Source organism: Acinetobacter sp. 243_ASPC (assembly GCF_001054715.1).
GTDB classification, from domain to species: domain Bacteria; phylum Pseudomonadota; class Gammaproteobacteria; order Pseudomonadales; family Moraxellaceae; genus Acinetobacter; species Acinetobacter soli.
This window is the reverse complement of the sequence record NZ_JVOR01000081.1, coordinates 115,519-140,197: the sequence shown is the minus strand read 5'-3', so window position 1 is coordinate 140,197 and position 24,679 is coordinate 115,519. Positions and strand designations below refer to the sequence as shown.

Here is a 24,679-nt window from a genome sequence, read left to right as displayed (position 1 = left end):
TGCCTGCGTTATGCAATAAAGCGATTAGCTGGATGGGTTCTCTAAACTCACGGCAATTAGCTTTAGTTGCAACTCATAGTCCAGCTCTTCAAGTTTTTTGAAGTTTACCGATGACATGCCTGCAATGACGTCATAAGGAATTTCATGTTTAGTTCCGTCTGTATCGATAAGTTTGGTTTTTGCGATATATTCATAAATCGGTAAATATTCGCCTTCTTTTGCTTGTGATCGTGCAGCCATCAGTTCGATTGATGAAATATCAGAGAACTCAAAATCTTTTAATTTTTTTGGTGCACCAGCAACTAATATGGTTATAGCCACAGGAAAGGATGACAAAATTGAGAGCTTACTCATTAAATAGATTCCTTCACATAATCAAGACAAAAGCCAGTAAGATCACGACGTGACTCACCATTGACATCGTAACTGTCTGACACCGTAGTGACGCTGACATCGATATACGTCTCACGAAAGCCACCGCTAGGCGATTCAATCGAAATACGTTCATCTTCAAGCTCATCCCAGTCCACAGAGTCTTTGCCGTCAGGGATCACAACAGACCAAGAAAGCTCAAACGTGCGGATACCATTGGTTTTAAACTTGACACGCTGCTGGCGGTTCATGGTTGGCTTTGGTTTTCGGCCAGTATTTTTGGTAGAGCTAAACGTGGCAACATCGTATTCATCGCCACCGACACTCATAATGATCGTGTCGACTGAGTCTTCAGCCATTTCTAAAATCTCTTTTCAAAAAGAATGCCGCAATCATGCGGCATTTATCTCATCTACATCAGTAGGAAGTGCTTCCGTTTAGTTTAAGCCACTCTACCTTTCGTCTGACCAGAACCAATATTGGTAACTGTGACATTTCCAGTTGAGATTAATCCTGCTAATCCCGCTGTACCATTCGTTAATGTTGAAGTGCTATTTTGTCCGTTTTCACCAACACCACCGCCAGATCCAGCTTGCAAACCTGTACCCACTGCACCTGTACCAGACGTGGTTAATGTAGCTGCTGCACCTACCAAATTGACCAAAGTTTTACCCGCAGGAGTAGACTGATTAATATTGCTACCGCCCACACCATAAGGCATACCACCGCCACCAGTTCCAACTGCATAAAATTCAGTTTCACCAATTGAATATTCAGATTTGCCTGGTGCACCGCCACCACCACCGCCCGCAATCAAACCATAGTTACGTACATCAATGAAACTTGAATCATTAATTGCAACAATAGCTGTGCCGCCATCACCCACCATTGAATTATTACCATCAAAATATCCACCTGAACCACCTACACCATAAATGTTGCCATAATTGATAATTTGACGGCTTGAACCAGATAACCAGTTTCCTGATGTAATTGATACAACGGTAGTATTAGCTGCAACTACAAATACAGCCCGCGTTGTGGCTGTTGGAGCACCGTAGGTTTGAATAAACAGATCAAGTAAATTGACGCTAATGAGATTTTGATCGATGTAAACCACTTGACCCGCTTCATCATCCTGACTTGTATAGTATGGATAAGGATAATTATTTAAATTTTCTAGATCAGTATTAGATGCACCAAAGCCTGATACACGAATATACGCAAAGCGTTCCCGATTACCTGGCGTATTTGAACTGACATTATCAAAACGAAAACTTAAAACACTGCGACGTTCCTGTAAGCCATTTTCAGAAATAATAATTTCATCATAAATATCAAATAATCGAATAGTTGAATCGTCATCATTGTAATTATTTCCAAGACCTTGATATACCGCAGAAACGTTTAGAACATTTGATAGACCTATTGGTAAATATACCTGAGCGTTGTAATCGCCATAAATAGTTCTTACTTTAAATGTCTGATCAATAAATCCGTTTGGCATGATATGTACGCTGATATTTTCAACAGTATGTTTGATCTGCCAAGTGTTTGGATTTTGAGTATAAATAAGCGGGTGTTGAGTCGTCTCAGTAGTTAAGCCTTTGTATAGAAGACGAAAATCTTTTCGCTGAACATACTGTGAATGTGGGTTAAGTGCATCAGAATGTGCCTGGAGTGCAGCAATACGAGCAGTTCGTTCAGTCGTGACCAATTCTTGCATCATCGACAATAGATTTTGCAAGTCATCTTTGCCTGCGAGTGCATCAAATAGTTGTTGTCGATTATTGATATCAAGTGATATGCCACGCTTTTCCAACAAATTACAGATTTCTTCCTGAAGTGCATTCAACCACACTGGGGTGAGATAAGTAGCATCCTGACCAGGCAAATCAGCGTTATCGTTAAAGCCAGCTTTGCCAATTCCATTTTCATCAGGGCGTGCATTAATACTATCAATACGTTGCATATCAAACCTCTACAATATCAATTCTTAAAAAAGCGGGAAAATAGTTTTCAATAATGCATTGCACATCTGCATTGACAGGTTTTTGTAGCTTCAGCGTGACTTTAAAACGTAGCTGCTCTGTGTTGACAGGTGATGTACATGACTGAATGCACGTTATTGGCCGATGCTTCAGTACATTGAGCACCGTCACACCAAAGAAACCAAATAGTGTAACTAAGTATTCACGACTGAAAACATCATCGTTTTTCATAACCCAATTGAGAATATCCAGACGTTGCTGGGTACTTTGTCCAATGTTGCTGGAACACTTAAGTGGCAAGCCGTACTCATTTTCATACTCCGCTAGCAACTCAATAGGAACCGCAGATACATCGTTCAATAAGCGTCTGGCATCTATTTCGACCTGTGCAAAGGCTTTGGCATGCGCATAAATGTCTTTACCAACATTGGTATTTGGTGAACGGTCATAACCACCGACAGGTAACAACTGCCGTAATACCGCAGCATATAGTTCGGTTTTCTGCTCAAGGCTCATCATGATAGACGTACCTCAAGTAAACCAAGACGCAACCAGCCTGTGTGCTGCCAGTTTACAGTTGGAGTTATATTGCTCTTGGTATTGAGTTCAACATCAGTCACGCCATCAATAGTTAAGATGCGATCTAATAAAATGGTCGGCTGATATGTATCACCTGGTGCAAGTGCATCTACATAATCTTCAATTACGCCTTCGATGTCGCTTTTGCTTGCAGTACCTGCAACAGTTGCAATGATATTGACGTACTCTTTGGTAGGTGAATAAGCGCGACAGTCAGACCAAAATCCGCCTGATACGTCATCCAGTAATAACTGGACACTGGCTAGTAATGAGTCTGTAGGCAGCATGGCAGGCTTACCTTTTGCCGTTATTGCAACATCAACAGTACCCAAGCCACGTCGCTTGGCATAGACATAGATGTCCCGAACTAGCGAGATTGAACGAATACTTGCGATAAAGTCAGACTTGCGATCACGCGAATATCCAAGTTCTTGAATTTCTTTTAGACGTTCACGCCAGTCCTCCAGTTCTTCTTCATCAGAACCACCTGTGATCGATACCACAGTCACTGTCGATTGTAGGCCAGCCGCAGGCGCAACCCACATTAACGTGCCAGACTCCATATTCCAGCTGGCACCTGTCTGATCCGCAGCAACCTGAATGCTTAAAAATTGATTGGCTTTTACATCAACACTGCCAGCCACAGACCAATAGTAGCCTTTGCCGTTTGTAATTTTTGCATCGCTAGTAATGGTCATGTCTACATTGGATATTGCTGTGACAGACCCGCTGGCATACGTTCCACCCTGACGAGGAGCATTTAGACGTTCAGCATGAATATATAAGTATGGCTCATCGGCAGTTTCAAGAAAGCGCTGTCGTTCAATCCACTTTTGATGTTGATATAAGCCTTCAACCACCGCAGTTTCACCATCAGCACGAATGGCTGCATCTGAATCGTCTGGTACAGTGATGCCAGTCTGATTTCTGACTTCCTGAAGAATGCTATTTCGGATTTTATTAAAGCTTGGAATCGGATATGCCATATTAGCCTCCGACTGCTACAAAATATTGAATTGACTGTTTTTCCCCAGTCAAACGTACAACTTCAATAGTGAGATCAACACGGCTTTTAATGGTTTGAGTTGCCGTTGTGGTAATTGAAGAAAGCCGATCTGGAACCAGTCCATCCAATGCTTCATCTGCATATTGTTTGACTAATGCGATCATGCGTGGCACGTCTTTACTGCGCTTCATGCTGTATGAACGACTCCCCAGCAGTGGGTCTGCCCAATACTTACGACGATGAATATTGAGACGACTACAAATCGATTGCAGCACGTCAACCGAAAATGCCTCATCCAAGCTATTCAACACATAATCCTTACTTTCTAAATTAATTATTGCCATTTCTGCCTCACATTTTTTGAGTCGGTGGCGGTGTATTGCCATTGGTATGTTCGTTGTAGATGTCGCGCATTTCCTGCATCGAGCTTTTGCTATCTGAAACGTCGCCATCGGCAGTTAGATTGCCCCCGACGTGCATATCACAATTTGTTTTGATGCCTGTTTCTGTCAGACGTAGCTCATGACCAAACTGATCATAAATACAGGTTTCTCCTTCAGACACCTCAATCATCACAGGTGCGCCAGTTGAGCCAGCGATGACAGCACGGCTTGTTTTGCCGCCAAGTGGGATAATCACAACCTTTGAACCTTTAGGAATCCATGATGAGAAACCGACGTGCTGGATCACTTCAACGTCTTGCAGTACTTCGTTATCCAGACCTTTCAATTGCAAAGACTTGCCTGAGCCACGTGCGACCAGACCCAAAAACGCCTGGCGTATTTGCTGGCCAGCACCTGCAATAGTGCGTTGCATGGTTTTAATCATCTGAAGCATCCTTGGTTTTACGTTTCTTTGGTTTTTTCTGAGTTGGCTGTTGTTTTAGTTTCAATGGTTGCGACCAGTCACCCTGGCGTTTGAGTTTGAGCCGTGTGGTTTTGCCATCTTTGCGCGATAAATTCAGCGTGCGACCCATGACGACCCATTTAGCATTTGCGCGAATCAAGACATCACTCTCAAGTGTCACTGTCCAGCCTGTTTGCCACACCTTGCCATCGATCATCCAGTCTGCAACATCACAGGTCAGGCTATAGGCTTCCAAATCGTTATCTTTAATGACTTTATTTAACAAAGCCTGCGCTTCAGCCTGTGTTTCTGCATCTGAAGAGGTGACAAGCTTGAGACGTTTGAACGAGTACGGTGTATTGGAAGCGCCTTGCGCCAGAATCTTTTGAGCATCTCTGTCCTGGCTTAAAATCTGGATATCGGTATAAACGTTGCTGACATCCTCATCGTATTCAGCACTCAGGACGTTATTGTTTGTACCTGAAAACATGAGTGTTAAAGGCGTTTGTACTTGGTAGGAATTATTGAAAGGATTACCGATTTCAAAACTGCCGTCAGCATTCATCCAGATCCATTGGCCTGTAATTGCGGCAGCTTTGGCCAGTGCATCCCAGATCGATTCGCCAGGCTCAATTGATGCCTTATTTTTTAGCCAGGAATTGTCCTGAATTTTAAAATCAGAAATGATGGAACCTAAGCTCGCCTTAAGCACAAACTCTTCAATTAAATATTGCAGGGTCAGTTGCTTACCATTAAAAATGGGCACTGAACAATTGATAAGCTGGCCTGCCAGATCGCGGCCAGAAAGCTGAATTGCACGGCCAGAACGTCCAACAGCTTCTTTTAAATTATCGACAATTCCTGTCAGTACCAGCTCTGAGTCATAAAAAATCTGCATCTGAGCGCCAGCCTTGACCTTTGGGTCAAGATGACCCATTGCAGGGTTCCAGATCATTAAATTCCATTCGTCTGCGGGTACATCAATTGCGGAATCAATACTGGCATCAGACCATGTTGAGCATTCAATACCTGCTACGACCAGTCTGATTTTCTTACTATTCGAGTCAATCACAGATTGCCTCCTTGCACTCAGGCGAAGCAATGCTTCGCTTATCTTCGTTCTTATCGAGCATAAACAGTTAACTCCTGACCTGTGCGAAGCGCAGCAGGATTCTCAAGCGTTGGGTTTAAGCGTAAAATCTCGGCACTCCGGGTAAAATCGCCATAAAGTTGATGAGCAATCAAATGTACCGTGCAAGGTTGTGTAATCACTGTCGTGGTTAGCGGTGGACGTGTTTCAATCAGTGCCTGAATTTGTTGATGTACTTGATCTGCATATTGCTTAAAGATTGCAACCTGCGTAGACGTTGGTAGGTTTTCTTCAGTCACAGCACGTTCTGTACGAATAGTCGTTTGAATTTCTTCGCGTACCTTTTGACGAATCAAAGCCAACTCAGTTGGTGTCATACTGGATTCATTGCTAGATTGATTATTAGTTTTTGATAACTCGGAACGCGTTTGGCTCACAATTTCCTGTGACACAGCAACATGCGAGCTAGTGGTGGTTGCACGCCACAACTGAGCTAAAGTTGATGTACTGTCATCTTCATCGCTAAATACACCTGAGAGTTTATCGATACGTTTGCTAAGGCTTCGCCATTTAGAAATTGCTGAAATATCGGTGACATCAAAGGTCACAAGTCGCGCAACATCATTGATTAGGCCATACGCCCAATCAGCAGGTGACAAAATATTATCGACGGTTTTTTTCACGCCATTGATGATCTGATACGCTTTTTGTAATCCCGTTCTAATTTGAGCCATGCGATGAAAATAAGCATTAGGATCTGTACGCTGAAGCTGCTCCAGTTCTTTAGAGAGTGCACCTGCTGGAGCACCAACTGCCAGGGAAGTATCAATTTGCTCAACAGTCGCAACGGGAATAAATAATTCGCGCTGTTCAGCTTTAGCCTTGATAAATTTGATTGAAATACTGCAAAAATCGACATTTTCGGTATTGTGATTGACTTCCCAACTCACAACCTGAACTTCCAGAATGCCGTAGACTGGATGGATCAGTTCACCTGAACCTGTGGCTGCCAAAGCTGCTTCTAAGGCATTCGTCCACACCAGATAGTCTTCCCCCGAATACATGGCTTCAACGGATATCTGACGAGGCTCGAGCCCCATATCTTCAATATCAGCATCATCAGAATATGGTGCTTGATGTTGAGCTATAGATTTTGTATATGAATCTACTGTAGCCGCGACTTCAAACATCACGCCACGAAAGCTTGCATCATATAAATCGTCTTTCCAGCCCATAAAAAAATACCCTCTGTGATAGAAGGTATTTTTTAATAAATTGAGGTTTTAGGTCAGAAGGAACTAGTTCCACTTAATTTAATAAACATTGAGTGTCGTCGCTACTACATGCATACCGCGCACCCAATATGTCGGGATTTCAACATTACAGCGATATTTGTCATTTTCATCTTGAGTCACAATCAACTGATCCAATGAGTCTTTGACGTTCTCTAGAATTTCAGCTTTTTCAAGCTGAAGTAAGCGAGTGGCAACAATAGAGCGAACATTACGACGTTCAGGTGCGGTATTTTTACGACGACGCTTTTTATTCAAATCAGCGCGTACCACTTTACGTGTGTAATCGGTGATTAATGCACCATTAATATCTAACATTAAATCATCATCTTCGCCTGAATCCGGATTGACACGAAATGTTGAAATGGCACGCACAATTTCAGGTTTACCATCCGCACCAGTCTGAATCATTGCAACGCCTTTATTTAAAGCCGCTTCGATGCGCTCAAATTGAAGCTCGTATTGTGGATCGACAGGTGTAATACCTTCCAAGTTATAGCCATTGAACGGAAGCGCTGGATCAGCCGAGTCTGCTAATGCTGCGGCCATTGCAGCAGCCAATTCAGCTTCTTCACCAATTGCTCCATGGTAGCAGACACAAATGACGCGATAGTTGGTTTTGACTGGAGCTTGGTTTGCAAAAGTCTCAGCTGCCGTAATATTGGAAAATGGAATCACCAGAATTGCTGGCTTTTGATTGATTGCATCACTCACCGAGTTTAAGTGCGTGATCCAAGCCAATGTGTCTGCGCCTGCTGCTGGAGGTGCCGATACTGCAATGACGGTATGGCCGAGAGGGGCGATAGTGTCGAGTGTTGATTGAAGAGTCATAGCTTTTATCCTAAATTTAATTTTGTTTCAGACAACGGCTCAGGCTTCGGGCGCTCAGCTTCATACTGCTCTTTAGAAATGAACTCGACGTTGTGAATCGTATTCAATTCATTTGATTCGTGTAGTTCACCGTACATCAAGATTGCACCGGAACTTTTGTTTGTAACTTTGAAGTACTGACCATCTGCTTTTGTATATGTTTTAGCGCTCATTAAACTAACCCTCCATCGACAATTGTCCAACCCGCACCGATCAGGCCGCTCACCGCAGCTTGGCTCGCTGCTGATCGTTTTGCAACAGCGTTTACAACACGCGGGCTTGTACCGTTTGCCCAAGCCGCTTGTCGTGTTGTGCCGACGTCGAGCCACAGTGCATTCAAATATTTGTCATAGTTTTCTGTCGACCAATTTTGAGCTTCTGACACACCAACAATATTCGCATTCACATTGAATTTAGCCGGCCAAGCCGATAAATCTTGATTAAATGCGGGTGCACCAGTCAAAAACCCCTCAAAATTAAGCACATTTTTGATATTAAAATGCGATATTGGCTGGTTAAAAGACGTGGCTAAAAAGAAGAAGTAAGACATCGTCGTTGCGCTACTAAAATCAACAGTGATTGTGCTGTTAAACTTGGCATTTCCAGAAAACAACCCGCTTACATTCCATAATTTGGGTGCAATAAACTTAACAGGGCTGTTAAGAGCTGAACTCGCAAACAAATATTGTGCTTCTTCAAGAAGCGGTAAAGTACCAAAATCAATTATTTGATTAAATGACCGAGCACCTTCCAGCATATTTGAGATTCTAACGGCTTTTCTAAAATCTAAATTAGAAATACTTTGATTAAAGCTCTCTGCATCTCTGCACATCGCAGTAAAATCAGAACACTCGGAAGTGTCTATATTGATTTTCGAGTTAAAAGAAATAGCTCGATCAAGAAGACCTGCAACTGAAAGAGGTTTAGCATTCCTAATCGTGATGTTTTTATTAAACTTAGATGCTCCTCTTAAAAAATCAGTCAAACTGTTTAGTTTTGGTGCATTCCATTTTATTTCACGATTAAAGTCACGATTATTATAAAAAACAGCGGCTGCTTGAGTGACTTCAGAAAGATTCCAAAAATCTACACGCTGATTAAAGCCTCCGACATTCATTAAAAGACCAGCGATGCTTGTTGCATTTTCTGTATGAAGACCCAAAGAGTAATCGACATATGCACCAAAAAAAGCAGAGCCATCAGATGGCGTAAAGCCCATTATTCCTGCTGTATCATTCCAAGACAAATACGCATAATCACGACCTTCATCTAAAGTCATTATGATTTCTTGAGCAGGGTTTAAAAACACCTCCGTGACTGGTGTTAGAACATTATTCGATGGGCATGTTAGTGTTGCACCAGTCGCTTTAAACGTTCTAGCAACATCTGAGCGAAATTTAAAGATATACCCACCATCTACATCATCATTCTTCAGCACTCGAACATTGCTAATGTAGCCTTTCGGCGGGAATACATTGACCGATTGATCAACCGCATTTGTTGATTTAAACACTGTGCAAGACATGTTAGTCTCCTATTTATTGTATTGATAAAGATTATCTAAGTAGATAAGTCGCTGTTTTGTCCAATTCGCAATCTGAAAAATACTTGAAAAATATTGAGATGGTGAGTCTGGCCATCTCTCTCTTTCAAGCAAAACCAAATCGTACGGAAACTTTGATGCAAGTTCGTAGCAAGTGTTATAGATAAACGACTCATCAAATATTTTTAAATCTCTCAACTCTTTGTATCTGGCTCTCATTTCATTTGCATAAGTGTTCTTAACTTTATTCCAAAAATCAGCAGTTGCTGATGGCAAGTCATCTTTAGTCAGAACTGCTGTTGCGGGTATCGTTCCTGTTCCAGAGAAATTTGAACCGAATGTCGAATCCAAGTCGTATGGCATAAAGTAGAACTGTGTTCCATTCCAGCTCACAAATTGAAAGTTTTTACCCAGACCGTCATAGTTATATGTCAGATCTGAAAAGAGCCAGTAATCAATCACATTTGTTTGATTCAAAAACTTAGATGCATTTTCAGAAAAAGATGACTGTTCTGAAGATGCAAAAACATCCCATGCTCTCAAGCAATCAATCGTCACTTGAGTGACCGCTTTTGGAGATTTAAATTCATACACACTGGCACTACTTGAGCTTAACTTTGTTAAATCCGCTTGCCCCATTCCCCAATCAATTTGAATATTTTTAGGTTTTTTTCGATTCAAATTGTAATTAAAGTATTTCTTACCAATGCAAAGATTTCCAATGCCATAGAATTTATCGTTAATATAAAGTAGCGCTGAATAACCAACGACATGACCTGTTGCGTTGGTAGGCACTGCATCTACACCCGATTTACCGAGAAAAACCTGGTCGACTTCTCGCTTGTAGAGAGTATTTCTACTTTGCACCATGGCTTCCCAAAAGTTATTTGCACCAACATTACGAACATTAGAAAAATCAACATAATTCGATTTAAACACCCACTCATCATGTGCTGGTACTGAGCCAATTTGCATTTTTAGAGCGTTACTTAATTTTTGGTCGCTGTATAGCGCCAGTGTCCAGTTCTTTTTCGGATAAGCTGCACTACTTGAACCTTGGACCTCTAGTGCTGTGTAGCATGCAATAGTCTCACCATCGATGTGTAATTCAGCTTTTGCCGAAACTTGGGTTCCTTTTGATTCCGGTAAGTAATCAACATCGGTCAGATAAATTTGAACAACAGAATCGGGGGCTTTAACTGCGATTTGCTTGAGTGCTGTCACAGTTTGCGCTTTGTTCTTAAACTTCTTCAGCTCATTGATTTCATTTAAAACATCGACACCGTTGAAGACCCAATTATTGAACTTATCGACATAGCCTAAAAGATTCTTTTCAGCATCTTCAAATCGAATCAGTTTTGAGTCATCTGACTGCTTTGTTAGCTTTTTCAAATACTCAAGTGCATCAACAGCATTGTGAAGCCCATCGATCTGACCAGAGCGTATCATTCCAGATTTCGTTAAACGCAGGACAATATTTCCGTCGCTATCGTCAAACGTATATAAATCACTGGAATTACTTGTCGCAAGCAGCTTTAACAATACGCTGATATTGTTCAGATTCAGTTCATCGACGAACTTTTGTAGTTCCTTGATATCTTCTTGATTTGTGAGCAATATCGAGCGTTTTGTATCTTCATCATATGAGACAAGCTGGCACTTTTTATTCAGCGCAAGTACGACATTTCCAGCGTTGTCTTTCCACTCATAGAGATTTTCAGAGTCTGTTTCAACTACGAAATGACCAATGATATTTTCGATAGTTTCAATTTTTTGATCAGAATATTGCTTTGCGTCTTGTAAAGCTTCATCAGCTTTAAGCTGCGCATCAAAGGCAGCAGATTGAATAGCTTGAGCTGCTTTCTGATCAGCATAGTCTCTAACTAGATTATCTTTAGCATCAACTAAAGCTAAAATGTAGTCTGGTAATTTTAGGAAGTCATTCCCATCATAATGATACTGGCCATTAAAATCATTGGTTTCAGGGTTATTTGCTGAATCATTAAGGACATGCAATAAGCTGTTGGCTGGAATATTTGCAACATCAGCAACCATCAATGCTTTGCTTCGATATGCTTTAAATACTTTATTGTTTTTAAGCAAGTATGCAGCAACTTCAATCCGATCAATACGTTTATTCTGCTCATCAGCACGTGCTTGCGATTTAAGATCAACTTCAAGCACAGAACCCGATGGTTCAAAATCAGTGGTCGAAGCCTTTGCTGCTGACCCCAAGCTATCAACAACATATTTACGAATAATAGGTGCAGTAACTTTCTTAGTCACACCGTTTTGCACAATAGGTACAAGATCAGTGGCCGTTACATTTGATGCATCAGGTAACTCACTGATTTTAACTAATTCCAATTCTTCAGCCATAAATCACTCCTTATGGCGAGATGCCAGTACCTGATTCTGTGGTAACAGGATCATTAGATTCAGTCGTCAATGCACGTCCAGCAACAGTTGAACCCTCAATCCCATAGCCTTGGACATTCACAAGACGATTGGTTTTCACTGCGGCTTTAATCATGCGGCCAGCGATGGAATTCGTTCCAAATTTTGCATCTGCATCTGCTTGAGTATAGAGATCGACAGGTGATGTCAGTGCGGTGACTGGCGTATCCGGAGTGATGAATAAAATTTTCTGCGTATTGTCAGGCAGACCAGTCCGCTGAGTATTGATATTGACGTCGGTATAAACGCCCGGTGTTTTAATTCCAGCTTGAATCGTCATAATTCAAATCCTTAATCGTGATCCAACTGCACAAGATCGGATGCATCTTTAATGTCATCTTGTGGCTGGAAGTAGTAATTAATATTGATGCTGTGCATGTCTGGCGTTTCAGGATCATCACGCTCACGATCCCGATCAGATGCAACAATGGTGTAAGCAGTGGTAAATTCTTGAGCTAAAACAGAAATCGAATCACGGCGTGTGATGGTGTTAAAGACGGTTTTAACTCGTCCAAGTTCCAAAGGCGCAAGTCCGGTTAGATTTTGACTTGAAAGATCATTACCAGTGAGTAAGCGCTGCACGTAGTCCAGCATTTGAAAAGTACCGACATTTTTACCCGTGCCGTGCCGCTGTGCTTCTTCATTACGAACAGTATGATCTGCTACTAAAACCACAAAAGTGATCGGCATTTTGGTTTTGTTATAGCTGATCTTCTCAGGTGTTTTACTTCCATCGAATGTCACCCAAATGGCAGGAAATCGCTTTATAACAGCGTTAATATCATCATCAAACTCGCCACCATAGGTTTTGATTTCACGTACCCAATCCCATTTACCAGAGTCTATTTGTGCAGCCAATTCATCTTTTATTGCCTGTTCGATCATTGAAAGATTGAGCATTACCAACCTCCACGACCAAAATCATGACGGCCAACGGTCATCATGACGTTATTACTTGAGGTTTTTACAGGTTCAGATTGACCAGCTGGCGCACCACCGAGATTCAAAATACCCTTGGCAATATTGGTTAAAACCTTGATGCCATTGTCATAGCGCAGTTTGGCACGCTCATTGAGTACCGTATCGCCGAGGCAGGCATGGTAATAAGCCAAGTCACAGCCAACAGACTTTAAAAAAGGTGGAACGATTTGTAACGGTAGTGCATAACGAGTGCCAATATAGCCATCGATTTCGCTATTTGCGGCTTCAATCGCTTCATTGAGCTTGATCTGATTAATAACCTCCTGATACGGCTTTACAGTATCAGTCAGCTCAATCAATTCATGTTCGCCAAACTTGGCAATCATCGCATCTACCGTTACATACATGGTTTATGCCTCCGCACCTGTAGAGCCATAAACGGTTTGCCAGAAGCCATAGCCTGATGCACCACGTGCTTCAGCACCAAAATAGAAAACACCTTCCATGAATACATTCGGTGAATCCATTGAGGTTTGCTGTACAAACACAGGCTTTTTACGCACTTGGTAAACAAATGGTTTAATCGGTTTTGTGGTATCGAGTAGGAACCATGCATTGTCATCTGTTAAGCGTGCTGAAACCTGTACTTTGGCTGTACCTTTGTATGGGTTTGGCTTACCGTCTTCCAGCCGATCTACTGTCATCAAAGCATTTGCAATGTCTTCAAGCGCAGCAGGAACCAACAGAACGTTAGGTGTCACATTAAGAGGACGACCAGATTCATCTTTGAATTTACGCATGGCTGTACGGGCAGCACCGAAAGAGGCTTGTGCTTTGGCCAGTGTTTCAATTGAAAGTTTTTTAGTACCTTTGTTACTAATATTGACCTTGCCCACCTTATGGCTGGTAGAGATCATTGGGTGACCGTCATAACATTTCGCGGTAAATGCATTATTGACCGCATCAAAAACCAGCTCGTCAGGATGTTGCTTGGCTGACCATGCTGCGGACTGGGCTTGTGGAGCGTAAATCCCGAGCTGATCATCTTCAATATCATTACGACGTACTTCAATCGTTGCCGCGAAGTCTTTGTTGCGAATGACATAATCATATTCAGCAAGCTTTGAAATATGCTTTTTACCGATCCATTCTTTCATCTGTGGAAAGTTGGCTAACCAGCGATAATCCACGTATGCACCATTGCTAGGAACAACCATTGCAATTGATGTGTATTCAACAGGAACATCGTTAAATGTATTGTTGAAGATTTTATTCAGATTCTGAAAAATCGCGTTTAATGCTGCACCGTTTACGTTCATTCTACCCATACTCCATTTTCATCAATTCCAACCACTCGACCTGCGGCAGAAAGCGTATTACTTGCAGCGGTTTTAGCTACGGTCTGGCCATCAGCCAAATAGCAAAGCTTGCCAAAAGACGCTTGAGTCACTGGATCAGTTGTACTGTTGTCAAATTGGAAAGCACACGAATTACGCACTAACACATACACATCACCATTACCGCCAGTGCTGTTATCTACACTGTCTTCGTAGCGACCCAAATAAGTCAGTCCGGTTGCTGCTGTTACTGGTACTGCATAGCCAGTGGCATCCACAGCGGCAGCCAACCCAGCAACAATCACGGCACCAGCTTTGACGGGTACACTAAATAAACCCAAGTCACGACGTAGAGTCTGGCGTTCAGCCTGATTTAAAATACTGCTCATGCTTGTTTAACCTCATTCCAATTGACGCCCATTAAATCGCCAACAACCAATGTTTCTGCGGAAAGTTGTTGATTCCCACCTAGATTATTGTGCGTTCCAGAATTGGTCTGCTGAGTCTGACGCTGGGTCAGTGCTGCAATTTTTGGCAAATCTTCAAGATGTTTTTTCACAAATTCAGGATTAGTTTTTGCCTGATCCTTAATCCAGTTGATGGTTGATTCACCCGTCAGACGACCATCGCTACATGCGGCGGTAATCAAATCATCCAGCTCTTTCGCTTTAGCGACAGCATCGGCATTACCTGCTCGAGCCACTGCCTCTTGGTAAACAGCCATTGGTACAAATTTCGATGGATCAGGTGTAGCTTGGCTATTTGCAGCCATTTTGATTTCCACAGCCTTATCAATAGCTGCATCAAGAGTCTGATCAGCTGCGAGTGTTGTTCCGAAAGCACCATCCATTTTGGTAAAAACACTATTGGCTGCGACCATTACTTCTTGTTCTGTGGCTGTTTCAGGTAGCCCCAGCTTTTTACGCATGAGTTCTAAAAACTCTTTCATCGTAGGTTCCTCATTATTTTGGGCAAAAAATTCCTGTGCTGCTGCCGCAAGCTTGGCTTCGGGCAACTGATCTAATGCGGGGGTATTGGTTAATGCGGTGTTGAGTAACGCGAGTACGTCACCTTGTTTGTTGTATAAAAATACCGGGGAAAGATATCTGTATTCTTTTAGCTCGATAAAGTTCTTTGCTTTGTCCAACCATTCAAATTGAGTACTACATAAGCCGACACCCTCTATGTAAGTAAATGATTTTGATTTCAACCATCCAGCAGCTGGGGCAGGTTCACCTGACTCCTGGGACTTTAAAGTCGCATGTTCATAATCGATCACCATATCGATTTCACGCTGATTTAAAGCCGCAGCAATTTGATGTCCACGTTCTGGCGTTAAATTCCAGTGTGGTGCATCAAAAGGACGTCCATCGATGCCACGGAAAATCCCTTCAGGAATTAAAACCATGTAGTTCGATGTTGCGGTCAGGTCGAATGAGCACGAAGCTGCGAGTAATGTATTTTTCATACTCGCAGCATAAAGAGACGGGAAAAATTAGATCAGTCGGAAGTGCTTCCGTTTATTTTTTATTTTTCTTAATCAAAGCTTTTTTGCCAGTAGTAGTCTACATCATCAAAAATTGCATCTTCAGCTTCACGCTGTAAAAATCCACGTTGATCCATCGGTAAGTATTCACGCGCTGGAATGTCTGAACCTGGATGATTCACCTTTTTAAATACCAAGCCATTGAAAGCGAGAGCCTTGCCATTCTTTGGCCGAATCACATGCGGCTTAGTTTTACCACCAAGCTGGTGAATCGCGGCATAAGGTACATTGGTTCCAATCATTGCAAAATCACGGCCATGTGCAGTGGTAATACTACGACGTAAATTACCTGACTTGTATAACCGCGATGCACCGCCAGCTTTTAAGCCCGCCCAGGTTGGACGTCCGCCACTATCAAAATTATCCTGGGTAACCGTGTCTAGGCTTAAAGCAATCGCAGCAGCCAAAGGCGTTGTATCAGTTAATCGTTTTGCCACTTGCTCCAATCGATCAATCAGAGCCGTATTATTGATTTGAATTGCGCTCATAATTTATACTAACCTCAAGGGTGGTAGTTTCCTAATAGAAAGGTTACGAGTGTTGCAAAACATTGGTATTATGCTGTGCAAGTCAGCCGCCACCTTTATCTGATTTTCTCGTACAGATTCGACTTTAATCCCGCCGCAATATCCTGTTGTTTCACTTTAAAAATACTCACAATCTCCATCACGCCAGCTTCTCTAATCGATAGCTTGATCACTTCACTTTCATTGGTCTTGGCCAGCGCAGGCAGAATATATAATATGCTGTCATTTTTTACATCCCAGACCACTTGCTCGGCCTGAGCAATCAATTTAGACAATTGAATCCATTCATCCGTGTTTAAAGCATTACCAGCCTTGCTATGACGTTCAGCTTTCTTACCGACAAGTAAATGATCACTGACTGTCATAATCGGACTTTCAATCAGTTTATTTTTACCAGACAAAAACTGAATTTCATCAATATGTAATACACCCACAGTACTAGTGCGATTTTGCGGTTTTCCAAAGCTCAAGGCATTACGGACAAAAGACTCATGCGCTTTTAAACGTGGCTCAGAGAGCAACATCTGCTGTACTTGCTGCAAACCTTTCACATTCCCCATGAGCGCTGTAGCACGTTCTGTCAGCACTTTATCAAGTAAATAACTGGTTGCTGGTGAACCATTAAAACCTGCTGCGGGTGCAAATGTCAGCGTTCCCGACTGTGTTGGAATGCGAAATTGAGTTCGCTTAACAACCACATTCATACCCGTTGCACGATCTTTACCGACTACCTCCGTAATCTCAGTTGCATATCCATCACTGTCCAGTACTTCTTTTTCACCAACTTCACGCGCAGATCGGGCAACAATGCGACATTTGCAACCCCACTCAGATGGTGGGTAGGCAACATTCCAGAACGGATCGTCATAACGGAAAATACAACCGTTCAATGCCACGTGTTGCTTGCGCGGGTTTCTAATCGTAATGTGTCGCCATTCCCAGTATGGGCGTGTTTCACTTGCTGCAAGCATGGCTTTATAACGGCCTGCCGCAAAAGCTGACTGCATATTGGTGTCGTAAATAGTACGTAAACGACGTGGACTACCCAGTTGAACTTCCTGTTCACGGCCTTCAGGGTTTGTGACTATTTTTTTACCCCACCAACCCTTATCCTGAAGTGTCGGGGTAATACTGGCTTTCCATTGCTCCAGTGTTTGGCCTTGTTCCATTGCCGTAATTAAAGATTTACGGATATCAGAGAGCAAATCTATCCGAGCCACTTTAGCTACTGTAAACGCACGACTATGCGCATCGTCTAAAGTCTCATGCCAATCCCAGCCGATTTTAAAACCTTTCGACTTCAAATAATCAATCGCATCATTGGGGGGCAAGTTGAATAAGGCATTCAATTCAGGGCGCTGTGCAGTAGGCATCAATTAGACTCCGACTCAACACTTAAACGTCCCAGTACTTCAGTCGCAAAGATCAGACGGGTCAGCTTTTCTTGCAGTGCTGGCTCATCATCATTTGGGTAAGCATCCTGAAGAATCGCCAAAATATCATCTTCATTTTGACCAGCTTGAAGCTTTGCCAGCAGATCACTTGTCCAGGCTTCAACTGTCGATTGTGAAGTTTGAATTTGTTGATTGAGTAGCAATTGCATGGCTTGCTCTTCAATCGGAAGCTGGGCCGAATTAGCAGCAACTAAATTACCAAGCAAGTGCGGCTGAAATGTATTCATTGCCAAATTTGGCACCTGAGCAGTTTCTGGCTGAACTTTTAAAATCTGCTCTTTATCATCAGCAGGCTGTGGAATACCCAGTTTCTCATGCGCCCAACTTACGGGGATTTGCATACCCACACGAACGAGCTTATCCAGAGAATCACTAAAGACGCCCATATCTTCCGTATCGGAAGTATCAAAATGAAATTCTGGATAGCGATCCTTCTCAATATTGGGATAATTGAGCCGCATCATGTAGTCGATCAGATTGTCACTGATTGAACGTGCAAGCTGTTTTGCGTCTGATTTAATCAGCGTCTGAAATTGAATTTCATGTGTTTTAGACTGAGCATTGGTACTGCTTTTACCGTCAGCTTGAGAAATGAGCGTACCACCAACAATGACTTTCGACTGAATCTGCTCCAGATACTTGATCATGTTCATGTGATTACTGGTATCACCATCTGCCGCACTTTCAAAATCAATCGCCATACCTTGTGGAATAATACCGCCAGCGTTTCGGCCAATCATCATGACTGCTCGTTGCAGCGTCATCTTTTCCTCATTGGTTGCACCACTCGGGTATTTACCAATACGAATCGGCAGGCCATATATTTCCAAAAACTCCATGACATCACGGACACTGTAATTCTTAAATAAAAATGGCCATGAAAGGACACGGTATAAACCTGCGCGGCTGATATAACCCGATTTTGCTTGATGCAAGTGATTGAACCAGCCGAAATCCCAAAATTCAGCACCTTCCACAGAACCATCATTTAAGCGCAAACAGTTTGGCTCACCATAAGGGGTCATGAAATTACGCGGGATAACATGCTCAAACTTGGCAGGCAGCCACAAATGACCAAGTTGTTGCCAATGGATCTGCTGGCACGAATAACCATGTCCAACCGCATCCATTGCATTAAACAAAAACATTTCAAAATTCTTGATATCGTCAATCCATTCCTGAACTTCTTCAGCAATCTTTTTTTCTTGTGCGCTGGCGTTCTTCGGTGGTGTGACATTCCATGCCAGACCGTTGACGCCTTTTTTACGTTTATCCATCTCGCTAAAGACGTGACCGTCACGCTCTTCAATATCACAAAACAGATCAGCCTGAGCCTGAAGATTGCCTTGCTCAGCATTGGTGAGTAATTGGTGTAGCTTTTGTGGTGTGAGGCCAAGCACAGGATGTTCCTGCCATTGATGTGATAACCAGCTCACCTCAGCAGTTTGTTGCGCTTCAAGTGCAGCACGATCCTGTTTTGATTTACGGTCTTTTTTAGCCATGATGATGCAAACAAAAAATTAAATGGATTGGCATCACCATAAGTGCTAAGGCTGTTTTAAGTCAGACGGAAGTAGTTCCTGAGAATTTCATATTTTTATAGAAAATTAATATTCACGCTCAATTGCGATTTAAGCGCTTTTAAAAGAAAGAACACATCATTTATGTTAAAACTCTTAAAAGCGGCTAAAAATGCATTTATAAAGATTTATAAATCTATAAATCCATCAAATCAGTAATTGGTAATGATGAGTTCATGTTTTAACTCACGACCTGCACCAGAATTACCAACTGAATATTTAATTTTGGTTGTATCAATCTTTAACCCAGCAAATACTGTTCGCATGTCTTCATGATCATTGATCGATAGCATGACTTTGCTTTGACAGCTTTTCATTAACTCAGCCATCTTCTGATATTGATCAAGACCAAAGTCCATACCGTAACCCGTCAGCTTCCAGTAAGGCGGATCAGCGTACATAAAGCTATGTGGACGATCATACTTTTTAAAACAAGCATCCCAACTTAAATGCTCAACTGTTACACCTGACAACCGTAAATGCGCTTCGCTCAGCTGCTCTTCAATACGAAGTAAATTAACTGGTCTAGCAGTTGTGGCAGTTCCAAAAGTTTGGCCTGAAACTTTTGCACCGAACGCTGTATGCTGCAAATAATAGAAACGAGCTGCACGTTGTATATCCGTCATCAACTCTATACTTGCAGATTTTAGCCACTCAAACATCTGGCGGCTAACAAGCGCCCACTTAAATTGACGCACAAACTCTTCTAAATGATGTTGTACAACCCGATATAAATTGACCAGTTCACCATTTAGATCATTGATCACCTCCACCTTGGAAGGTTGATTACGCATGAAAAATAATGCTGCACCACCAGCAAAAAGTTCAACATAACATTGATGTTCAGGCATCTTTTCAATCAATTGCGACACCAGACGACGTTTACCACCCATCCAAGGAACTATAGGACTGACTTTCACGATTTCACCTACTGCAAAACAATTCTAAATTTGATAACCTCGAATGACTCTGTACAGGGTAACGAGGCTTTGTCTGCGGTAGCACTAATACCAAAGGGGGCGGTTCTTGCTCTAACAAGAATCGTCACCTCGTTTTTGATTATGACTTTTTAATAATTACTCAATCAGGGGGAAGGCGTTCCATGAATGCTCTTGTAAATAGACATACTCCAGAAATTAAAAATGAAATAAGAGAAGGAGAATTTGAGACAATCTTCGGAATCAATATCTGGAGCCGATACAACGACGATAGTGAACTTTATGAAATGCTCAAGTTTTGTAAATATCTTAATAAGATTGGAATGACTGAGTGGGTCGATGAGCTTTTCTATGACTCTAAAGCTAGCCTCTGTTACATAAGATTGATAGGAACCGATAGTGATGCTGACTGTTCCTATGAAATAGATGCTGTAAGAATAATAGCCTCACTCACCATTGAGCAATTTGAATTAAATGGAATAATTGGTCATAAAAATCCTTACCTGAGTAGTGCTATTACATTCCAGATTTAATAACACCCAACATCGCTAACCCAATCATCCGCATTCACTTCCATATCTTCTTTGGATGGAAGTGGAATAAACTCAATTGCGGATGATAAGTGCAGACTAGCAAACCAACCTAGAATCATGGCAACAGCACCGTCACCATGTCGATATAGCTCTGGTTCTTTCAAATCCTTGGCACGCACTTTTGATACCATATAAATCCCGTCGACTTCCTCAATCGCAGAGCAATCATTTTTAAGATCAGCATCACGCGGTAAGTCAATCATGTCTTCTTCAAATGCTGTGACCAACTTAGGCGTCCAGAGGCCATACCAAGCACGGCTCAACTTAATTTGATGCACCATATGTTCGCCATATTTTTCAGCAGTGTTCTCGGCCAGCGTTTCACCATTACCAGTCGCATCCATAGCAATACCACCAAAGCGTGGCAGCCGATCCAGCATGTACCAGAGTATTTTTTGTTGTAACCGAGATGGTACTCGATGCATCTCAATAGCAAAGGGAGCAATACGTCTTAAGTCCTGTGCAATATAAAAAGGCAAGATAAAACTAAAGTCACGATGCCGTGCATAGTCTTGTCCAGCACAGTGCTGAAAACGTTTATCCAGCTTCTGAAGTTCTGGTTCTAAATAACGTTCAATCCAGTCATCGATATAGGCATCACGTTCATCTGGCGTTAGTTCAGTAAAATCATCACCTAATGCCAGACGCAGCACTGTACGCACTTCTGGCATAGCACGCTCAACCCAGAGCTGTGGCAAGCATACGGACGATCCATCTCTTGGAATGGCATCCAGCTCTTCGCGCATAGCGGCCTTACGGCTACCGTATGCTTTACGAATCTTTTTATACCATTTCTCTTTACCCTCAAGCGTAGGAGCCTTGCCTTGCATAAAGCAAACACGCTCATACAAGCCATTAGCAACAGCATCATCAAAAGTGACCACATGCACTTTTGCATCTTCACCAAAAACACCATTTTCAATATCTTTAACAAACTGATTGAACGGATTGTTTTTTCCATTGTGCGAGCTGATGATTGAGATTCGACCACCCCAAATCAAGAGCGCTGTTGCAGCTTCAATCACGCCTTGGACGTTGGGATGGAAAGCAGCCTCATCAATAATGACTTTACCTTGTAGACCACGGATATTTTCAGGACGGCTGGACAAAGCCACAATTTGAAAACCACTCGAATAACGTACACGGTAGGCGGTAATCTGACGGGTTTCGCCTTTGTCGTTTTGATCCTCAAAAAGAAATTCTTCAATCTGAGAAATACCTTGACCTTGTGCCTCTGCAATCACACGAGAAAACTTGGCACAATAACCAATAAACTCCAGACCTTTTTCCTTGGTATCCCCAATATAATAAACACTCATACCGCCAGCTTCTTTACTTGCGGCTGCGGTAAAAACAGCATCAAAACTCTCGGCAAAGGTGATACCAGTACGACGACCTTTAGGACATGCTTTAATATCTGTCTTAATTTTTAGCCATTCAATTTGGTGTTTCATCAAAACACCTTCCTCGAAAGGATTTAAGTTGTTGGGTAAATTCCGTGCCCGTTCTGGAAGGTCATCCCAGTCAATAATTCGTACTGTATCTTGCCGTGGCTTTGGTGCATTCATCATTATTTGATACCCAGTACTTTTTCACGCCAGAATTGAAGTTGCTCTGCGCCCATGCCTTGAGACGCTGCCGCTTTTTTAAGATTTTCGTCTTGTTCTTTGAGCAACTCTTCACGAGCCAATCGGCGAATTTCCTGACGGTTATCTACAGCTTTTTCTTTGGTCATCATGGCTGCACGTGCAGCACGGGCCAAAGCACCTACAGCATCAATATCCATTTTCGGTTTTTCTGGATCATCTCCAGTATTGGTTAGCTCATCTAACGCTTTTTTGGTCACAATCGCTTGCACAGCCTGAGCGAGCAACATGCCGCCTTTATCGTCAGGATCTTCACCAAACTCTTTAACTAGAACTTCAGATGCAGCAGCGAATTCACGCATAGCCTTGGCTTCTTCAGCCCAGCCTTTTTTCTCGCGACCTAAAGCCGAGCGACTCGGAATACAGTCCACTGGAAATTGGGCACGAATTTCATCCATCATTTCGTTGAGTGTGAGCCGATCTTCACGCAACATCTTTTCAATAAATGCGCGCTGTTCATCAGAGAGCTTATGCATAAAAGACTTCGCCATATTTCACCTATGCAGATGGACGCTTAATGCCATGAATACGCGCACGGCCTTCAACATAGTCCTGACCACGCTCAGTTAAACGCACGACCAATACAGCAGGATTGTCCATTTCAATGTCAATACAGCCTTGCTCTTTAAGCCAGTACAGTTCAGTTTTTACTTGATCACGGGTAAAGCTAAGTCCCCAATGATTTAGTCCACTATGCAATGTGGAACTGTTCCCACGATAGCTAGGCAGCTCGTTTAAAAGTCGCAACAGTACAAGTCGCATTTCTTCTTTTAAATGATTTTCAAAGCTCATACGACCTCACTTATTATTGTTTAAAAGATAATCCTCAATACGCTTAACTCCTTTCTCGACACCGCCGAGCTGAGAATTGACCGTATTAAGTTGACCCTGTAGGTTTGAAATATCGACACGCGTGGGCATATCTTTCATTGAGTTTTCAAGGGCAATAACACGTAGATGTAGATCAAGCATTTCTTTTGCTGAAGCACTGTGCTTCTGGATAATCCATGCATAAATACCTAAAGCAGTCACCACAATCCATTGCACCTCAGCAAAGCCAAGCTTCAGAAAATCAAACATCAGCATCTCCTTTTACTAAAGGCAACGGCTTTGGTTTACTCTGATTAATGAAACGGCCAATAAAACCAATCAGTGCCAATACTCCAGTGACTGTAGATTGGTTTGCCTCTGGTACAAGAACTAAAATTTCCTGTGGTACACCATAAAAAGACACGTATCCGATTGCTGCAAATGCCCAAGTAGACAACCACTTCCAGAATGTCTGCCAATTCCGCACGAGCCAACCATGATTTTCTACATAACTGGAGACACCGAGCATAGGCACGAGCTGCTGTGCCTGTTGCTCTATTTTGTCTTTAAGTTCAGTCACACGAGCTTGATGGCGTTTGGCCTGATCTGTTTTTTCTTTTGCGAGCTGAGCCACCTGTAAAGTTAGCTCATCAACTTTAGAATTGAGTTGAGCATGAATAACTGGATCAATCCGCGGTGACTGAACAAAATTGCGTGGAAGTTTATGCTGTGTTTTTTTCATGAAAAATCCTCCACAGCATAGCGAAGGTTATCCACCATTCGATTCATCCAGCCTTTGCCAAACGTATTGAATGTTGAAATCTTTGTATAAAACTGAATGCGTTCAGCATGAAATGAATAAACAAATAAACATTGTGGCATCTTACGAATAGCGGCAAGACTGACTGAGCCAATAACACCATCGTCCTTTACGCCAACTGCACGCTGTATAATTTTTCGCGCATTGAGTAAGCCATGATTTACTGCTGCGTCAAACATATGAAATGCAATTGCAAATTCAAAACTGTCACAACTCATAGCATCCCAATATTGCTGTTTATAGATTTTCTCTACTATAGCCATTGGAATGTTTTTCATTGAACCGTTATAACCGAACTGTTTTGCAGTATTTTTGGTGATGCCGTAATTCGTTTCCCCACCAGGATCAGACGGATGATTTACATAACCGCCTTCATGTTTTAATACTCGTTTTAGAGCTTCTTGGAAGTCTTGAGACACAATAAAAAACCTCATTAAATAATGAGGTCATGGTGCAATTAA

Annotated in this window: 30 protein-coding genes; 1 reads left to right on the top strand and 29 read right to left on the bottom strand. The window is 42.3% G+C overall.

From position 1 onward, the window contains the following. Positions 1-24: 24 nt before the first annotated feature. From ADA42_RS09390 to ADA42_RS09280, 23 genes are all read right to left on the bottom strand, one after another. Positions 25-354 carry a hypothetical protein gene (locus ADA42_RS09390; RefSeq protein ID WP_048764882.1) on the bottom strand — a complete coding sequence of 110 codons (330 nt, stop codon included), beginning with the start codon at positions 352-354 and terminating at the stop codon, positions 25-27. Continuing rightward, positions 354-731: a hypothetical protein gene (locus ADA42_RS09385; RefSeq protein ID WP_048764880.1), complete on the bottom strand. Its 378-nt coding sequence runs from the start codon at positions 729-731 to the stop codon at positions 354-356. Before ADA42_RS09385 ends, ADA42_RS09390 begins: the two co-directional genes overlap by 1 nt. Before the next feature lie 83 nt (positions 732-814). Next, positions 815-2,344 carry a tail protein gene (locus ADA42_RS09380; protein WP_048764878.1) on the bottom strand — a complete coding sequence of 510 codons (1,530 nt, stop codon included), beginning with the start codon at positions 2,342-2,344 and terminating at the stop codon, positions 815-817. A gap of 1 nt (position 2,345) precedes the next feature. Then, a complete protein-coding gene (locus ADA42_RS09375) occupies positions 2,346-2,882 on the bottom strand; it encodes a hypothetical protein (protein ID WP_342626611.1) in 537 nt (178 codons plus the stop codon). Next, complete coding sequence (locus tag ADA42_RS09370; RefSeq protein ID WP_048764877.1) at positions 2,879-3,928, bottom strand: baseplate J/gp47 family protein; 1,050 nt, start codon at positions 3,926-3,928, stop codon at positions 2,879-2,881. Before ADA42_RS09370 ends, ADA42_RS09375 begins: the two co-directional genes overlap by 4 nt. Before the next feature lies 1 nt (position 3,929). Next, positions 3,930-4,292 (bottom strand): phage GP46 family protein, encoded by a 363-nt coding sequence (locus tag ADA42_RS09365; protein ID WP_048764875.1) that lies wholly within the window; start codon positions 4,290-4,292, stop codon positions 3,930-3,932. A gap of 7 nt (positions 4,293-4,299) precedes the next feature. Next, on the bottom strand, positions 4,300-4,776 hold the full coding sequence (locus tag ADA42_RS09360; protein ID WP_048764874.1) for a phage baseplate assembly protein domain-containing protein: 477 nt from the start codon (positions 4,774-4,776) through the stop codon (positions 4,300-4,302). Then, positions 4,769-5,866: a phage baseplate assembly protein gene (locus tag ADA42_RS09355; protein WP_048764872.1), complete on the bottom strand. Its 1,098-nt coding sequence runs from the start codon at positions 5,864-5,866 to the stop codon at positions 4,769-4,771. Before ADA42_RS09355 ends, ADA42_RS09360 begins: the two co-directional genes overlap by 8 nt. A 50-nt stretch (positions 5,867-5,916) precedes the next feature. Continuing rightward, positions 5,917-7,119 (bottom strand): DNA circularization protein, encoded by a 1,203-nt coding sequence (locus ADA42_RS09350; protein ID WP_048764871.1) that lies wholly within the window; start codon positions 7,117-7,119, stop codon positions 5,917-5,919. 78 nt (positions 7,120-7,197) lie between these two features. Then, positions 7,198-8,007, bottom strand: coding sequence for a phage tail sheath-like protein (locus ADA42_RS09345; protein WP_048764869.1), 810 nt, complete (start codon positions 8,005-8,007; stop codon positions 7,198-7,200). Positions 8,008-8,012: 5 nt separating this feature from the next. Next, positions 8,013-8,219 (bottom strand): hypothetical protein, encoded by a 207-nt coding sequence (locus ADA42_RS09340; RefSeq protein ID WP_048764868.1) that lies wholly within the window; start codon positions 8,217-8,219, stop codon positions 8,013-8,015. After that, complete coding sequence (locus tag ADA42_RS09335; RefSeq protein WP_048764866.1) at positions 8,219-9,571, bottom strand: BspA family leucine-rich repeat surface protein; 1,353 nt, start codon at positions 9,569-9,571, stop codon at positions 8,219-8,221. Before ADA42_RS09335 ends, ADA42_RS09340 begins: the two co-directional genes overlap by 1 nt. Before the next feature lie 9 nt (positions 9,572-9,580). Further along, complete coding sequence (locus ADA42_RS09330) at positions 9,581-11,968, bottom strand: CotH kinase family protein (protein ID WP_048764865.1); 2,388 nt, start codon at positions 11,966-11,968, stop codon at positions 9,581-9,583. A 10-nt stretch (positions 11,969-11,978) separates the two neighbouring features. Further along, a complete protein-coding gene (locus ADA42_RS09325; RefSeq protein WP_048764864.1) occupies positions 11,979-12,326 on the bottom strand; it encodes a phage tail sheath-like protein in 348 nt (115 codons plus the stop codon). Between the two features lie 11 nt (positions 12,327-12,337). Next, on the bottom strand, positions 12,338-12,946 hold the full coding sequence (locus tag ADA42_RS09320) for a phage protein Gp37 (RefSeq protein ID WP_048764861.1): 609 nt from the start codon (positions 12,944-12,946) through the stop codon (positions 12,338-12,340). Then, positions 12,946-13,374 (bottom strand): gp436 family protein, encoded by a 429-nt coding sequence (locus ADA42_RS09315; RefSeq protein ID WP_048764858.1) that lies wholly within the window; start codon positions 13,372-13,374, stop codon positions 12,946-12,948. The genes ADA42_RS09320 and ADA42_RS09315 overlap by 1 nt, the downstream gene beginning before the upstream one ends. Positions 13,375-13,377: 3 nt before the next feature. Further along, complete coding sequence (locus tag ADA42_RS09310) at positions 13,378-14,286, bottom strand: Mu-like prophage major head subunit gpT family protein (RefSeq protein WP_048764855.1); 909 nt, start codon at positions 14,284-14,286, stop codon at positions 13,378-13,380. Next, positions 14,283-14,693, bottom strand: a complete 411-nt coding sequence (locus ADA42_RS09305) for a hypothetical protein (RefSeq protein ID WP_048764852.1) — start codon at positions 14,691-14,693, stop codon at positions 14,283-14,285. Before ADA42_RS09305 ends, ADA42_RS09310 begins: the two co-directional genes overlap by 4 nt. After that, positions 14,690-15,772, bottom strand: a complete 1,083-nt coding sequence (locus ADA42_RS09300; RefSeq protein WP_048764851.1) for a phage protease — start codon at positions 15,770-15,772, stop codon at positions 14,690-14,692. Before ADA42_RS09300 ends, ADA42_RS09305 begins: the two co-directional genes overlap by 4 nt. Positions 15,773-15,840: 68 nt before the next feature. Beyond that, positions 15,841-16,338, bottom strand: coding sequence for a phage virion morphogenesis protein (locus ADA42_RS09295; RefSeq protein ID WP_048764850.1), 498 nt, complete (start codon positions 16,336-16,338; stop codon positions 15,841-15,843). 95 nt (positions 16,339-16,433) lie between these two features. After that, on the bottom strand, positions 16,434-17,750 hold the full coding sequence (locus ADA42_RS09290; RefSeq protein WP_048764849.1) for a phage minor head protein: 1,317 nt from the start codon (positions 17,748-17,750) through the stop codon (positions 16,434-16,436). Then, positions 17,750-19,333, bottom strand: coding sequence for a DUF935 domain-containing protein (locus ADA42_RS09285; protein WP_048764846.1), 1,584 nt, complete (start codon positions 19,331-19,333; stop codon positions 17,750-17,752). The genes ADA42_RS09290 and ADA42_RS09285 overlap by 1 nt, the downstream gene beginning before the upstream one ends. 230 nt (positions 19,334-19,563) lie before the next feature. Then, positions 19,564-20,331 (bottom strand): DNA adenine methylase, encoded by a 768-nt coding sequence (locus tag ADA42_RS09280; RefSeq protein WP_048764843.1) that lies wholly within the window; start codon positions 20,329-20,331, stop codon positions 19,564-19,566. Positions 20,332-20,513: 182 nt separating this feature from the next. Here ADA42_RS09280 and ADA42_RS09275 point away from each other — a divergent pair, with 182 nt between their 5' ends. Then, complete coding sequence (locus ADA42_RS09275; RefSeq protein WP_048764841.1) at positions 20,514-20,882, top strand: hypothetical protein; 369 nt, start codon at positions 20,514-20,516, stop codon at positions 20,880-20,882. On the opposite strand, the gene ADA42_RS09270 is transcribed toward ADA42_RS09275, so the two are convergent. Genes ADA42_RS09270 through ADA42_RS09245 form a run of 6 tightly spaced genes read right to left on the bottom strand, consistent with a single transcriptional unit; the run spans position 20,879 to position 24,652 of the window. Beyond that, complete coding sequence (locus tag ADA42_RS09270) at positions 20,879-22,510, bottom strand: phage protein (RefSeq protein ID WP_048764840.1); 1,632 nt, start codon at positions 22,508-22,510, stop codon at positions 20,879-20,881. The genes ADA42_RS09275 and ADA42_RS09270 overlap by 4 nt on opposite strands. Before the next feature lie 2 nt (positions 22,511-22,512). Beyond that, positions 22,513-23,079 carry a phage protein Gp27 family protein gene (locus tag ADA42_RS09265; protein WP_048764838.1) on the bottom strand — a complete coding sequence of 189 codons (567 nt, stop codon included), beginning with the start codon at positions 23,077-23,079 and terminating at the stop codon, positions 22,513-22,515. A 7-nt stretch (positions 23,080-23,086) separates the two neighbouring features. Beyond that, on the bottom strand, positions 23,087-23,380 hold the full coding sequence (locus ADA42_RS09260) for a hypothetical protein (protein ID WP_048764836.1): 294 nt from the start codon (positions 23,378-23,380) through the stop codon (positions 23,087-23,089). Positions 23,381-23,386: 6 nt separating this feature from the next. Continuing rightward, on the bottom strand, positions 23,387-23,668 hold the full coding sequence (locus ADA42_RS09255) for a DUF2730 family protein (protein ID WP_048764835.1): 282 nt from the start codon (positions 23,666-23,668) through the stop codon (positions 23,387-23,389). Beyond that, on the bottom strand, positions 23,661-24,140 hold the full coding sequence (locus ADA42_RS09250; RefSeq protein ID WP_048764833.1) for a hypothetical protein: 480 nt from the start codon (positions 24,138-24,140) through the stop codon (positions 23,661-23,663). The genes ADA42_RS09255 and ADA42_RS09250 overlap by 8 nt, the downstream gene beginning before the upstream one ends. Continuing rightward, complete coding sequence (locus ADA42_RS09245) at positions 24,137-24,652, bottom strand: glycoside hydrolase family 108 protein (RefSeq protein WP_414629812.1); 516 nt, start codon at positions 24,650-24,652, stop codon at positions 24,137-24,139. Before ADA42_RS09245 ends, ADA42_RS09250 begins: the two co-directional genes overlap by 4 nt. Between the last annotated feature and the right edge of the window lie 27 nt (positions 24,653-24,679).